Annotated in this window: 11 protein-coding genes; 10 read left to right on the plus strand and 1 reads right to left on the minus strand. The window is 64.7% G+C overall.

Annotation, left to right across the window (positions count from 1 at the left end; genetic code table 11):
• Positions 1-360: 360 nt before the first annotated feature.
• Positions 361-2,436 carry a molybdopterin-containing oxidoreductase family protein gene (locus LXM88_RS07575; protein WP_262540664.1) on the plus strand — a complete coding sequence of 692 codons (2,076 nt, stop codon included), beginning with the start codon at positions 361-363 and terminating at the stop codon, positions 2,434-2,436.
• Between the two features lie 136 nt (positions 2,437-2,572).
• Entirely contained in the window at positions 2,573-4,246 is a 1,674-nt protein-coding gene (locus LXM88_RS07580; protein ID WP_262540666.1) for a long-chain fatty acid--CoA ligase, read from the plus strand.
• Positions 4,247-4,514: 268 nt separating this feature from the next.
• Here the strand turns inward: LXM88_RS07580 and LXM88_RS07585 are convergent, their stop codons facing one another.
• Positions 4,515-5,672: a porin gene (locus LXM88_RS07585; protein WP_262540667.1), complete on the minus strand. Its 1,158-nt coding sequence runs from the start codon at positions 5,670-5,672 to the stop codon at positions 4,515-4,517.
• Between the two features lie 276 nt (positions 5,673-5,948).
• On the opposite strand from LXM88_RS07585, the gene coq7 reads away from it, so the two are divergent.
• The 8 genes from coq7 (at position 5,949) to mraY (ending at position 14,661) form a co-directional block, all read left to right on the plus strand.
• A complete protein-coding gene (gene coq7 / locus LXM88_RS07590; protein ID WP_262540668.1) occupies positions 5,949-6,575 on the plus strand; it encodes a 2-polyprenyl-3-methyl-6-methoxy-1,4-benzoquinone monooxygenase in 627 nt (208 codons plus the stop codon).
• Positions 6,576-6,961: 386 nt separating this feature from the next.
• Positions 6,962-7,390, plus strand: coding sequence for a division/cell wall cluster transcriptional repressor MraZ (mraZ, locus tag LXM88_RS07595; protein WP_006487094.1), 429 nt, complete (start codon positions 6,962-6,964; stop codon positions 7,388-7,390).
• Between the two features lie 23 nt (positions 7,391-7,413).
• Complete coding sequence (gene rsmH / locus LXM88_RS07600) at positions 7,414-8,355, plus strand: 16S rRNA (cytosine(1402)-N(4))-methyltransferase RsmH (protein ID WP_047901126.1); 942 nt, start codon at positions 7,414-7,416, stop codon at positions 8,353-8,355.
• Entirely contained in the window at positions 8,352-8,693 is a 342-nt protein-coding gene (gene ftsL, locus LXM88_RS07605; RefSeq protein ID WP_009694564.1) for a cell division protein FtsL, read from the plus strand. The genes rsmH and ftsL overlap by 4 nt, the downstream gene beginning before the upstream one ends.
• Positions 8,690-10,537: a peptidoglycan D,D-transpeptidase FtsI family protein gene (locus LXM88_RS07610; protein WP_262540701.1), complete on the plus strand. Its 1,848-nt coding sequence runs from the start codon at positions 8,690-8,692 to the stop codon at positions 10,535-10,537. The genes ftsL and LXM88_RS07610 overlap by 4 nt, the downstream gene beginning before the upstream one ends.
• Positions 10,534-12,072 (plus strand): UDP-N-acetylmuramoyl-L-alanyl-D-glutamate--2,6-diaminopimelate ligase, encoded by a 1,539-nt coding sequence (locus LXM88_RS07615; protein WP_262540703.1) that lies wholly within the window; start codon positions 10,534-10,536, stop codon positions 12,070-12,072. The genes LXM88_RS07610 and LXM88_RS07615 overlap by 4 nt, the downstream gene beginning before the upstream one ends.
• Positions 12,069-13,475, plus strand: coding sequence for a UDP-N-acetylmuramoyl-tripeptide--D-alanyl-D-alanine ligase (locus LXM88_RS07620; RefSeq protein WP_262540705.1), 1,407 nt, complete (start codon positions 12,069-12,071; stop codon positions 13,473-13,475). The genes LXM88_RS07615 and LXM88_RS07620 overlap by 4 nt, the downstream gene beginning before the upstream one ends.
• A 16-nt stretch (positions 13,476-13,491) precedes the next feature.
• Positions 13,492-14,661: a phospho-N-acetylmuramoyl-pentapeptide-transferase gene (mraY, locus tag LXM88_RS07625; protein WP_047899715.1), complete on the plus strand. Its 1,170-nt coding sequence runs from the start codon at positions 13,492-13,494 to the stop codon at positions 14,659-14,661.
• Positions 14,662-14,680: the final 19 nt, after the last annotated feature.

Consider the following 14,680-nt stretch of genomic DNA (forward strand, 5'->3'; position numbering starts at 1 on the left):
TGGTGCCGAAGGTCTCCAGGTCGACCCTCCCCAAACGTCCAATTGCAGTGCTGCATTTTCTCAATAGTCGATATCTTTAGCGATTCGTCGGCTAATTGATTGCATCGTTGGTCATGGTCGCAATTCCCTCCGCTTCATGCCTCGACGGGCGTGGTCGGACGTGATCCATTTCCCATCGTCCACGACGAGTGCAGGGTCGGCGGCACAGTTCTCCCTCTGCAAAAAGACGCGCATCACCACAAAAGCTCCCCGCTCCCGCAATCGCTCTCCGGTCAAATAACCCAAGATCCGTACGAAATGAACGCTTTATTCGGCGCGTCCACGTAAAATTTGCGAATTCCCATCTCTGCATTCAAAACGATGAACGCCGCCACACAGGTAGTCCGGGCCGTTTGCCCGCACGATTGTCCGGACACGTGCGCCATGCGTGTGACCGTCGAGAACGGCAAGGCGATCAAGGTCACGGGCGATCCCGACCACCCGCCGACGCAAGGCGTGTTGTGCACGAAGGTCAGCCGGTATGCCGATCGGGTACATCATCCCGATCGCCTGACGGTTCCACTGAAGCGTGTCGGCGCGAAGGGGGAAGGGCGCTTCGTGTCGATCAGCTGGAGCGAGGCGTTCGACGAGATCGGCCGCCGCCTCGGTGAAATCGCCGCGCGCGCACCGGAAGCGATCGTGCCGTACAGCTACGCGGGGACGATGGGGCTCGTGCAGGGCGAGGGCATCGCCCAACGGTTCTTTCACAAGATCGGGGCATCGCAGCTCGAGCGCACGATCTGCGCGGCGGCCGGTGCAGCGGGGCTGAATTACACGTATGGCGGCAGGCTCGGCATGCACCTCGAGCATTTCGAGGAAAGTGAACTGATCCTGATCTGGGGCGCGAACCCGATCGCGTCGAGCCTGCACTTCTGGACGCGTGCGCAGGAAGCGAAGCGCCGCGGCGCGCGTCTTGTCGCGATCGACCCGTATCGCTCGCTGACAGCGGAGAAATGTCATCAGCACATCGCGTTGAAGCCAGGTACCGACGGCGCATTCGCGCTCGGCATGATGCACGTGCTGATTACCGAAGACCTGCTCGATCACGACTATATCGCCAGCCATACGCTCGGCTTCGATGCGCTCAAGGCGCGGGCGATGTCCTATCCGCCGGAACGCGTAGCGCAGATCTGCGACATCGACGCGTCGGATCTGATCGACCTTGCGCGTCGCTACGGCGCCACCCGCAGGGCATCGATTCGCCTCAACTACGGCATGCAGCGCGTACGCGGCGGCGGTAACGCCGTGCGCGCGATTGCGAGCCTGCCGGCGCTGACGGGGGCCTGGCGGGATCGGGCCGGCGGGCTGTTGCTCTCGTCGTCGGAATCCGCACCGGTCAACGAGGCGGCGCTGCTGCGTCCGGATTTGATGCCGGGTTGGCCGCACAAACTGCCGCGCATCATCAATATGAATGCGATCGGTGATGCGCTGTTGCACGCGGGAGATGCAACGTTCGGGCCGAAGGTCGAAGCGGTGATCGTGTACAACTCGAATCCGGTGGCAGTCGCGCCGGATTCTTCGAAGGTCGCCGCGGGGTTTGCGCGCGACGACCTGTTCACGGTCGTTCTCGAGCATTTCAAGACAGATACCGTCGATTTTGCCGATATTGTGCTGCCGGCGACCACCCAGCTGGAGCATCTGGACGTCCACAAATCGTACGGTCACACCTACGTGATGGCGAACCTGCCGTCGATTCCGCCGGTCGGAGACGCGCGGCCCAACACGGAGATTTTTCGCGGCATCGCGCGCAGCATGGGGCTCGACGAGCCCGCGCTTTATCACAGCGATGACGAGGTCGCGCGCGCGGCGCTCCGGTGGGACGATCCAACGCTCGACAGCGACTGGGAGACACTGAAGCGGGAAGGCTGGCTGAAGCTCAAGCTGCCGGACGCGCCGTTCGCGAATGGCGGTTTCCGTACGCCGTCAGGCAAGTGCGAGTTCTATAGCCCGCGGCTCGAGCAGATGGGCATGGATCCCGTTCCCGATTACCTGCCGCCATTCGAATCGGCAGAGGCCGCGCCCGAACTCGCCGCACGCTATCCGCTGGCGATGATTTCGCCGCCGGCGCGTCACTTCCTGAACAGCACGTTCGTGAACGTCGATAGCCTGCGCAACACGGAGGGCGAGCCGCACCTCGACATGCACCCGTCCGACGCGGATGCGCGCGGCATCGCGGAGGGTGACGTCGTACGCATCTTCAACGACCGCGGATCCATGCAGGCGCTCGCGAGAATTACCGATCGCGCACGTGCAGGGCTCGTTGTCGGGCTGTCGATCTGGTGGAAGAAGCTGTCGCCGGACGGCCGGAACGCAAACGAGGTGACGAGCCAGGCGTTGACCGATCTCGGCAATTCGGCGACGTTCTACGATTGTCTTGTGGAAGTTGAGCGAATTTGATCGAATATCCCCGTATGATCAGACAAATTTACGCGGAAGTTCGAAGTGGACATCTAACCCTGTTGTCTCGGGGCGGGCGAGCCGCTACGATGCGTTTTAGCACGACCATTCGAAAATATGTGAGGAGACGCGCAGTATGGAAAAAATTTGGCTGAAATCGTACCCACCCGGCGTTCCAGCCGAAATTGACGCGTCTCCTTATCCGTCTGTCCCGGACCTCCTCGACGAAAGCTTCCGGCAGTATCGCGACCGCACGGCGTTCGTCTGTATGGGCAAGGGCATCACGTACGGCGAACTCGACAAGCTGTCGCGCCAGTTCGGCGCATGGCTGCAATCCCGTGGTCTCGCGCGCGGTGCGCGCGTCGCGCTCATGATGCCGAACGTGCTGCAGTACCCGGTGACGATTGCCGCGGTACTGCGCGCCGGCTACACCGTCGTCAACGTCAATCCGCTCTATACGCCGCGCGAGCTCGAACATCAGTTGAAGGACAGCGGCGCCGAGGCGATCGTCATCCTTGAAAATTTCGCATCGACGCTGCAGGCCGTCATCGCCAATACGGCCGTCAAGCATGTCGTCGTCGCATCGATGGGCGACTTGCTGGGCATCAAGGGATGGCTCGTCAATTACGTCGTGCGCAACGTGAAGAAGATGGTGCCTGCGTGGCAGCTTCCGTCGTTCACGCGCTTCAAGGCCGCGCTGTCGGAAGGTGCGCGGCAGGCGTTCAAGCCGCAGAAGATCGGCCCCGACGACGTCGCGTTCCTGCAATACACGGGCGGCACGACCGGCGTCGCGAAGGGTGCGACGCTGCTGCACCGGAATATCGTGTCGAACGTGCTGCAGGCCGGCGCCTGGCACCATCCGGCTCATGAGAAGTTCCCGGAAGTGAAACAGTTCGTGACGGTTGTCGCGTTGCCGCTGTATCACGTGTTCGCGCTGACCGTCTGCGGTTTCCTGACGATGCGCACGGGCGGGATGGGTATCCTGATCCCGAATCCGCGCGACATCGCCGGCATGATCAAGGAGCTGAAGGGTTACCAGATCTCGACGATTCCGGCCGTCAACACGCTGTACAACGCACTGCTGAACCATCCCGAATTCAATCAGCTCGACCTGTCCAAGCTCGTGATCGCCAATGGCGGCGGCATGGCGATCCAGGAAGGCGTCGCGAAGCGCTGGTATGAAAAGACCCATACCGCGATCATCGAAGGATACGGGCTGTCCGAGACGTCGCCGGTGGCGACCTGCAACCCGGTGACGGCGACCGAATACAGCGGGACGATCGGTCTGCCGCTGCCGTCGACCGAGGTGGCGATTCGCGACGACGCCGGCAACGACGTTGCGCTCGGCGAGCCCGGCGAGATCTGCATCCGCGGGCCGCAGGTGATGGCCGGCTACTGGAACCGGCCGGACGAGACCGAGAAGGTCATGTTCCCGGATGGCTTCTTCAAGACGGGCGACGTCGGCGTGATGGATGCGCGCGGTTACGTGAAGATCGTCGACCGGAAGAAGGACATGATTCTGGTGTCAGGCTTCAACGTGTATCCGAACGAAGTCGAGGACGTGGTGGCGTCGCATCCGGGCGTGTTCGAGGTCGCGGCGGTCGGCGTGCCCGACGAGCATTCCGGCGAAGCCGTGAAGTTGTTCATCGTGAAGAAGGACCCGGCGCTCACCGACAAGGACATCCTTGCCTACTGCAAGGAGCGGCTCACCGGTTACAAGCGGCCGAAACTGGTCGAGTTCCGCACCGAGTTGCCGAAAACGAACGTCGGCAAGATCCTCCGGCGCGAGTTGCGCGACGGACGCGCGTAACGGACGCGCGTAGCGGCGCGGGTGAACGGAAGAGCCCGGCTTGTGCCGGGCTTTGTTGTTTGCGGCTCAAGCGCGGATCGGAAGAGGCTGTTTCCGGCGGCGGCAGGCGTCTGGCCGTGCGTTTCGACGCCATGGACGGGCACGGAGCCGCGGCGACACCTGCTGCATGACCGGCCGATCCGTTGCGCTCCATTCTTGTCGCCGCACCGGAAAAGAAAAAGGCGCCCGAAGGCGCCTTCAATATGCTGCGGCTTGTCAGGCAAGCTGATTAGAACTTGTGACGGATGCCGACGCGTGCTGCGACCTGGTTGCTGGTGCTCGAACCTGCGAGGCCGTTGATCGCTGCCGTTGCGTGAACGACATTGCCGTTCGCGTCGAGCGCGTTGCCCGATGCGTGCTGGTACACGCCAATCACGTAGACGTCGGTCCGCTTCGACAGGAAGTAGTCGACGCCCAGCGAGCCCTGGTGGTACTTGGCTGCCGACGCGTTGTCGATCTTGCTGCCTTGCGTGTAGTCGTACGCTGCGCCGAGAATCAGCGCCGGGGTCAACTGATACTTGAAGTTGATTTCGCCGTTGTTGAACGTCGCGGTCTGGTTCACGAACGGACCGACCGAGAAGCCCTTGAACTTCGTGTTCGAGTACGTTGCGCCGATCGTCGCTGCGCCGAACGTGTAAGCGCCGCCTGCACCGATAACCTGGTACGTGTTCGCGTTGTTCGCGTATGCGCCGTAGACCGGCGACGAGACTGCCGTCGTCGCAGCGGTCGAGCCGTTGTTGAACATGCCGCCGAAGTTGCCCGGCGTGCGTGCGTTCAAGTAGCCGACACCCAAGACCAGCGGGCCGTTGTTGTAGCCTGCGCCGAGCGACCAGACCTGGTTCTTCGAGAACTGGCCTGCCTGGCCGCCGAAGCTGTACAAGCCGCCGAACGTGAAGCCGCCGTACGACGTGCTCGTGAACTTGACAGCGTTGTTCACGCGGTAGGCGTTGTTGAAGTTGTCGAGGTCGCCCGGGTGAGCGGCGATATAGCCGCCCCACTGGTCGCCTGCCTCGAGCGGGCCGACGAAGTCGACGACGGAGTCGTACTGACGGCCCAGCGTGACCGTACCGTACTGGCTCGACAGGCCGACGTAAGCCTGGCGGCCGAACATCAGGCCGCCCTGGCCGAGCTTGCCGCTGTTCACGTCGAAACCGTTTTCGAGGGTGAAGATCGCCTTCAGGCCGCCACCGAGGTCTTCGGTGCCGCGCAGGCCGAAGCGGCTGCCTTGCATCACGCCGCTTGCCATGCTGTACAGGTGCTTGCCGCCCGCGTTGTTGTTGAAGAGCAGGCCTTCATCGATGATGCCGTAAAGCGTCACGCTGCTTTGCGCATGGGCAGCGCCAGCAAACGCACCCAGCGCGACGAGCGCGAGAAGCGACTTTTTCATTAACGGATCTCCAAGAATCACTGAATTTTTTTGGCGGGGCGGATAGTTATGTTCTGTTGACGGGCCCCATCAACTTCACAAGAAGTCGGACGTAATGTAGCAAAACCGTTTTTTGCCACAAAGCGAAATGCCGCAGCTCAAGGCCGCCATGTTTCCTTTATGCAACAATGGTTAAAATCACGGGTTAACCGCAATTTCCGCTGAATAATCAAGTCGGTTACGCAGCGGACTCGTGCCCGTGCCGCTCGCGGCGGCACATGCAGCCAGGAGAACAGGATGGTGTTGGATGAACTGATCAACGAATTCGATCGCGGCCTGCGATCGCTGACCGGCATTAGCCGGATGAGCCGGCCGGTGCCCGCGCCGGCCGACGCGCCGGACGTCGAGCTGACGCCCGCGGAGCGTAAGCATGCCGCCGGGCTGATGCGCGTGAACCACGTCGGCGAAGTCTGCGCGCAGGCGCTCTACCAGGCGCAGAAACTCACCGCGCGCACGGCTTCGGCGAAGGCGATGTTCGAGGAGGCCGCGCGCGAGGAGGAGGACCACCTCGCGTGGACCGCGCACCGTCTGAAAGAACTCGATTCGCGCCCGAGCCTGCTGAATCCGCTGTGGTACGCCGGCGCGCTCGCGATCGGCGTGGCGGCCGGCACGGTCGGCGACAAGGTCAGCCTCGGTTTCATGGCCGAGACGGAGCGGCAGGTCGAAAATCACCTGGAAGGCCATATGTCCGAGCTGCCTGCGGCCGACACCGCGTCGCGTGCGATCGTCGACCAGATGCGTATCGACGAAGTGAAGCACGGCAAGGCTGCGACCGACGCAGGCGGGATCGAGCTGCCGCTGCCCGCGCGGATGCTGATGCGCGCCGCGTCGAAAGTCATGACGAGCACTGCGTACTATCTGTGAGATTTGCGCCGGGGCGACGCGCGACGCCGCACCGGTTCACCGCCCCCGATACCGCCCGTTTATTCCACGTTTTCCCGCCCCCGAAAGCCCCGTCCGCACGCCCGTCTGGCTCGTCTTTCTCACGTATCACCTTCACAAGTTGCACTAGCTCATTCATTTATAACGGTTTTTGGAATGAGGGGTCTCATGAGCATGTGCGCGTAAGTCCTTGTTCTAACTAACAAAATTCGTCAAAAAAGCGGGCCGCTCCCTTGACCGTGCCACACCCTTCCTCTAAAGTGGGAGACAGTGTGAGAAAGTGTATTTTTGTGTGATTTGGCGGGCTATTCCGGCTAAATTCTCAGCATTGGTCGGGTACTTCGGTGCCCTGAACGGGAGAGCGGAAAGTGTTCCAAGGGGCGTCGGCGCTGACGCTCGATGCGAAAGGGCGGATGTCGGTGCCGGCTCGCTATCGCGAAGCGCTGCAAGGACAGGCAGAAGGACGGGTGACTGTGACCAAGCACCCGGACGGCTGCCTGTTGCTGTTTCCGCGCCCCGAATGGGAAGTGTTCCGCGCCAAGATCGCCGCGCTGCCGATGGACGCGCACTGGTGGCGGCGAATTTTTCTCGGCAATGCGATGGACGTCGATCTCGACAGCGCGGGCCGGATTCTTGTATCGCCCGAGCTGCGCATGGCAGCCGGACTGGAAAAGGAAGTCATGTTGTTGGGAATGGGTAGTCACTTCGAGCTGTGGGATTCGCAGACCTACAACGCGAAGGAGCAGGCAGCGATGGCGCAGGGCATGCCCGACGCGCTGAAGAATTTCACGTTCTGATTGCGGTGACGGAGACGCCCGCGATGGGAAACGAATTGCAGCATCGGACAGTGCTGTTGGATGAAGCGGTCGAGTCGCTCGTGACACGGCCGGATGGCGTTTATGTCGACGGCACGTTCGGGCGCGGCGGTCACAGCCGCGCGGTGCTTGAGCGGCTGGCGCCGACCGGGCGGCTGATCGCGTTCGACAAGGATCCGAGGGCGATCGAGACGGCGCAGGGCATCGAGGATGCGCGCTTCTCGATCGTGCATGACAGCTTTGCATCGATGCGCGACGCGCTTGCGGCGCGCGGCGTCGAGAAGGTGTCGGGTGTGTTGCTGGACCTGGGCGTGTCCTCGCCGCAGGTGGACGATCCGGCGCGCGGCTTCAGCTTCCGCGCCGATGGTCCGCTGGACATGCGAATGGATCCGACGCGCGGCGAGTCGGCGGCCGAATGGCTCGCGCGGGCTTCGGTGCAGGAATTGACGGAGGTGATACGAGATTATGGGGAAGAACGGTTTGCTTTTCAGATTGCAAAGGCGCTTGTTGCTCGCCGGGCAGAGTCCGACCGTCTTGGGCCTCTCGACACCACGGGCGAGCTTGCCCAAATCGTGGGTCACGTCGTCAAAACCCGTGAGAAGGGCAAGGATCCGGCAACCCGCACCTTTCAGGCTATACGGATTCACGTCAATCAAGAGCTTGCGGACCTGCAAGTCGTACTAGACGCGGCACTGTCGTTGCTGGAGCAAGGGGGGCGGCTGGTGGTCATCAGCTTTCATTCACTCGAGGACCGGATCGTCAAGCGATTCATGCAGGCGCACGCCAGTGCGCCCGCGGTCGATCGTCGCCTGCCGATCCGTGCCGTCGACCTCCCGAGCCCGCCGCTCAAGATCATCAGCCGCCAGTTTCCGAGTGAAGCGGAAGTCGCCGCGAATCCGCGCGCCCGGTCCGCCGTGATGCGCATTGCGGAGCGCGTCACGCCATGAGCCGCTTCAATATCTTCCTGCTGATCATCGTGATGGGTTGCGCGCTGTCGGTCGTCAACTCGACGAACCAGCAGCGGCAGATCTTCATCCAGCTGCAGCGCGCGCAGTCGCAGGAGCGCCAGCTCCAGCAGGACTACGCGCAGCTTCAATATCAGCAGAGCGCGCTGTCGAAGACGTCGCGCATCGAGCAGCTCGCGAACGATTCGCTGAAGATGCAGCCGATCACGACCGGCCGCACGCAATACCTGACGCTGCCGCCGGGCGCCGCGAAGGCGATCGACGCGCCGATCCCTGCTTCGGCCGACACGGCCGGCAAAGGCAAGGGGGGCGCGCGATGAAGCCGTCGCCAAAGCGCCAGAACGTGAAATTCACGTCGAGCCCCGTGCTGGGCGTGCATCTGCCGATGTGGCGCTCGAAACTCGTCGTGTTCATGCTGTTCATGGCGTTCGTCGCGCTGGCCGCGCGGGCGTTCTGGATCCAGGGGCCCGGCAACGCGTTCTACCAGAAGCAGGGCGAAAGCCGCTACCAGCGCACGCTCGAGCTGCCCGCGACGCGCGGCAAGATCCTCGACCGTAACGGGCTCGTGCTCGCGACGAGCCTGCCCGTGCGCGCGATCTGGGCGATTCCCGACGCGGTGCCGGACGATCTCGACGCCGACAAGGTCAACCAGCTCGGCAAGCTCCTCGGCATGACGCCGAAGGAACTGCGCGTGAAGCTGTCGGAGGACAAGGGTTTCGTCTACGTAAAGCGCCAGGTGCCGATCGACATCGCGGACAAGGTCGCCGCGCTCGACATTCCGGGCATCTACCAGCGCAACGAATACAAGCGCTTCTATCCGGAAGGCGAGATCACCGCTCACCTGATCGGCTTCACGAACGTCGAGGACGAAGGGCAGGAGGGCGTCGAGCTCGGTGACCAGAAGATGCTGTCCGGCACGTCGGGCGTGCGCCGCGTGATCAAGGACCGGATGGGGCACATCGTCGAGGACGTCGCCGAGCAGGTCCCGCCGCACAACGGGACCGACGTCGACCTGTCGATCGACAGCAAGATCCAGTACATCGCGTACGCGAACCTGAAGGCCGCCGTCGAGAAGTTCAAGGCGAAGGCCGGCGCGGCGATGGTCGTCGACGTGCGCACCGGCGAGGTGCTCGCGCTCGTCAACTATCCGACGTACAACCCGAACGACCGCTCGCGCATGACGGGCGAGCAGTTGCGCAACCGGATCATGACCGACGTGTTCGAACCGGGTTCGATCATGAAGCCGTTCACGGTGTCGCTCGCGCTCGACCTGCATCGCGTGACGCCGAACACGCTCGTCGAGACGGGCAACGGGCATTTCGTGCTCGACGGCGCGCCGATCACCGACGACGCGGGTTTCGGCACGCTGACGGTCGGCGGCGTGATCCAGAAGTCGAGCAACATCGGCGCGACGAAGATCGCGATGACGATGCGGCCCGAGGAAATGTGGAATATGTATACCAGCATCGGCCTCGGCCAGGCGCCGAAGGTCGGCTTCCCGGGTGCGGTGGCCGGCCGCCTGCGGCCGTGGAAGAGCTGGCGCCGCATCGAGCAGGCGACGATGTCGTACGGCTATGGCCTGTCGGTGTCGCTGTTCCAGCTCGCGCGGGCGTACACGGCGATCGCGCACGACGGCGAGCTGATGCCGGTGACCATTTTCAAGACCGACCCCAACCAGCAGGTGGTTGGCACGCAGGTGTTCAACCCGACTACCGCGCGCGAAGTGCGCGCGATGCTCGAGACGGTGGTCGCGCCGGGCGGCACGTCGCCGGATGCGGCGGTGCCGGGCTATCGGGTCGGCGGCAAGAGCGGTACCGCGTACAAGCACGAAGGTCACGGCTATACGCGCAAGTACCGCGCATCGTTCGTCGGCATGGCGCCGATGCCGAATCCGCGTATCGTCGTCGCGGTGTCGGTCGACGAGCCGACCGCCGGCAGCCACTTCGGCGGCCAGGTGTCCGGCCCCGTATTCTCGGCGATCGCCGGCGACACGATGCGTGCGCTGAACGTGCCGCCGAACATGCCGATCAAGCAGCTCGTCGTGTCTGACGATTCGCCGGCAGCACCTGCCGCAACGGGGCCGCAAAAGCTGGCCGCGGGTGGCGGTGCGAAGCATATGATCGTGTCCAGCACGACGCGTAATTCACCAGGAGTTGTTCGATGAGCGCCGCCCGCAGTTCCCATCCGGCGCATCAGCAGATCGCAGCCGCGCTTGCGTGGCTGCGTCAGCATGTGGCCCCCGCCGCGCAACTGCATGCCGACACGCGCAGCCTCAAGGCTGGCGACGTGTTTGTCGCGTATGCGGTCGACGGGGCAGACAACCGCGCCTTCATTGTCGACGCCGTCGCACGCGGTGCGGCCGCCGTGCTGTATCAGCCGGAAGGGCTGGCCGCCGCGCCGGCCGTGCCCGTCGCGCTGGCGGTGCCGGCGCTCGACCAGCTCGCCGGCGAGATCGCCAGCGGCTGGTACGGCGATCCGAGCGACAGCCTGCTCGCGGTGGGTGTCACGGGTACGAACGGCAAGACCTCGTGCACGCAATGGATTGCCGCCGCGCTGACGGCGCTGCACCAGCCGTGCGCCGTGATCGGCACGCTCGGCAGCGGGATGCCGGGCCAGCTCGTGCCGACCGGTTTCACGACACCCGACGCGCCGCAACTGCAGCGCAGCCTGGCGCAGTTGCGCGACGCGGGCGCGACGGCCGTGGCGATGGAAGTGTCGTCGCACGCGCTGCATCAGGGGCGCGTGAACGGTACTGCGTTCGACATCGCGGTATTTACGAATCTCACGCAGGATCACCTCGACTATCACGGCACGTTCGACGCGTACGAGGCAGCGAAGGCAAAGCTGTTCGCATGGCGCGGCCTGCGCGCGGCGGTCGTCAACCGCGACGACGCAGCCGGCCGGCGCCTGCTCGAGATGCTGGCCGGCCGCGTGCGCACGATCGCTTACGGGATCGGCGACGCGCAGGCGCCCGACGCCGATCGCGAACTGGTCGCGCTCGACGTGCGCGCCACCGCGACCGGCACGGCATTCCGCCTGCAATCGTCGTGGGGCGACGCGGATGTCGAAGTCGGCACGCTCGGCACGTTCAACGTCAGCAACCTGCTCGCCGTGCTCGGCTCGCTGCTCGCGGCCGACGTGCCGTTCGACGCGGCACTCGCCGAGATCGAACGGCTCGAGTCCGTCAACGGCCGGATGCAGCGGCTCGGCGGCCGGCTGCAGAACGACGAACCGCTCGTCGTGATCGACTACGCGCACACGCCCGACGCGCTCGAAAAGACGCTCGACGCGCTGCGCCCGATCGCCGCGGCGCGCGGCGGCCGGCTCGTCTGCATGTTCGGCTGCGGCGGCGATCGCGATGCGACGAAGCGGCCGCTGATGGGTGCGATCGCGGAACGGCTCGCCGACGAGATCGTCGTCACGAGCGACAACCCGCGCAGCGAAGATCCGCAGCGCATCATCGACCAGATCGTCGCGGGCATGATCGCGCCCGATCGCGCACGCCGGATCGAGGATCGCGCGAGCGCGATCCTGCAGGCCGTGCGCGGCGCCGCACGCGAGGATGTCGTCGTGCTGGCCGGCAAGGGCCACGAAGCAACGCAGGAAATCATGGGCAAGAAGCGTACGTTCTCCGACCAGGATCACGCGCGGCTCGCGCTGGCAGCGCGCGCGACGCACGGCAAGGGAGGCGGCGAATGACGATGCTCAGTCTCGGTGAAGCCGTCCGCCTGATTCCCGGCGCAACCGTTCACGGCGATGCGGCCGTCACGTTCGACCGCGTGTCGACCGACAGCCGCACGGTCGGCCCGGGCGACCTGTTCGTCGCGCTGAAAGGCGAGCGCTTCGATGCGCACGACTTCCTCGGCGATGTCGCCGCGCGCGGCGCTGCCGCGGCGCTGGTCGCGCACGTGCCGGCGGGCCTCGCGATGCCGGCGATCGAAGGCGGTGAAACGCGTGCCGCGCTCGGCGCGCTCGCGCACGGCTGGCGCAAACGATTCCCGGTGCCGCTCGTCGCGGTGACGGGCAGCAACGGCAAGACGACCGTCAAGGAAATGATCGCGTCGATCTTCGCGGCGGCGGTCGGCGCCGACGCGCGGCTCGCGACGGCCGGCAACCTGAACAACGACGTCGGCCTGCCGCTGACGCTGCTGCGCCTGTCGGCCGCGCATCGCCTCGCGGTGATCGAACTCGGGATGAACCACCCGGGCGAGACCGAGATCCTCGCTCGCCTCACGGCGCCGACGGTCGCGCTCGTCAACAACGCGCAGCGCGAGCACCAGGAATTCATGGCGACGGTCGAAGCCGTCGCGCTCGAACACGCGGCCGTGATTCACGCGCTGCCGCCGGACGGCGTCGCGGTGTTCCCGGCCGACGACGCGTACGCGGGCATCTGGCGCGTCGCGGCGACCGGCAACCGGATCCTCGATTTCGCGCTGCACGATGCCGAACGGCAGAACGACGCACAGGTCACGGGCCGTCTTCACGGCGGCGAACTCGCGATCGACACGCCGGCCGGCGCCGTCACGGTGCGGCTGCGTGCGCTCGGCGAGCACAACGCGCGCAACGCGCTGGCCGCGACGGCCGCGGCGCTGGGCGCTGGCGTCGCGCTGTCGGCGATCAGGCAGGGCCTCGAATCGTTCGAACCGGTCAAGGGCCGGCTGCAGGTGAAGCAGGCGATCGCCGGCAGCCTCGCGGGCGCGACGGTGGTCGACGATACGTACAACGCGAACCCCGATTCGATGCGTGCCGCGATCGACGTGCTCGCCGCGCATCCGGCGCCGCGCGTGCTGGTGATCGGCGACATGGGCGAGGTCGGCGACGAAGGTCCGGCATTCCATCGCGAGATCGGCGCATATGCGCGCGAGCGCGGGATCGACGCGCTGTTCGCGCTCGGCGATGCATCGCGCGACGCCTGTGCGGCATACGGCGACACGGCCCGCCATTTCGGCGATGTCGGCTCGCTCGTGTCGGCGCTGCTCGCGGCGGGCTACGACGCGCAGGCGACGGTGCTCGTGAAGGGCTCGCGGTACATGAAGATGGAGCGCGTGGTCGACGCGCTGACGAACCAACCCGCGGCGGGCACGGCGCCCGCTGCACACTGAGTAGAAGGAAGGAAGCATGCTGCTGGCGCTGGCGCAATGGCTGCAAGGAGACGCAAGCTTTTTGCGCTTGTTCACGTACCTCACGTTCCGGGCGGTGATGGCTACCATCACCGCGCTGGGGATCGGGCTCGTGTGCGGACCGTGGGTGATCCGCAAGCTGACGCAAATGAAGGTCGGGCAGGCCGTGCGCAAGGACGGCCCGCAGACTCACCTCGTCAAGTCCGGCACGCCGACGATGGGCGGCGTGCTGATCCTGATCGGCATCGCGGTCGCGACGCTGCTGTGGGGCGACCTGACGAACCGTTTCATCTGGATCGTGATGCTCGTCACGTTCGGTTTCGGCGTGATCGGCTGGGTCGACGATTACCGCAAGGTCGTCCACAAGGACCCGCGCGGGATGTCGTCACGCGAGAAGTATTTCTGGCAGTCGGTGATCGGGCTGTTCGCAGCCGTCTACCTCGCATTCAGCGTGTCCGAGGCGAACAACGTGCGCGTGTTCGATCTGTTCATGGCGTGGGTGAGGAGCGGCCTGTCGATGGGGCTGCCGGCACGCGCCGACCTGATGCTGCCGTTCCTGAAGTCGATCAGCTACCCGCTCGGCGTATGGGGCTTCATCGTGCTGACCTACTTCGTGATCGTCGGCGCGAGCAACGCGGTGAACCTGACCGACGGCCTCGACGGTCTCGTGATCATGCCGGTCGTGCTGGTCGGTGCGTCGCTCGGTGTGTTCGCGTACGTGATGGGCAGCGCGGTCTATTCAAAATACCTGCTGTTCCCGCACATCCCGGGCGCGGGCGAACTGCTGATCTTCTGTTCCGCGATGGGCGGGGCAGGGCTCGCGTTCCTCTGGTTCAACACGCACCCCGCGCAGGTGTTCATGGGCGACGTGGGCGCGCTGGCGCTCGGCGGTGCGCTCGGCACGGTCGCGGTGATCGTGCGCCAGGAAATCGTGCTGTTCATCATGGGCGGCATCTTCGTCGCGGAAACGCTGTCGGTGATGCTGCAGGTTTCGTGGTTCAAGTACACGAAAAAGCGCTACGGCGAAGGGCGGCGCCTGCTGAAGATGGCGCCGCTGCATCACCATTTCGAATTGTCCGGCTGGAAGGAAACGCAGGTGGTGGTGCGTTTCTGGATCATCACGCTGATGCTGTGCCTGTTCGGTCTGACCACCCTCAAGTTGCGGTAAAGGAAAGGTAACAAGGATG

The organism is Burkholderia sp. S-53, assembly GCF_025560745.1.
GTDB lineage: Bacteria > Pseudomonadota > Gammaproteobacteria > Burkholderiales > Burkholderiaceae > Burkholderia > Burkholderia pyrrocinia.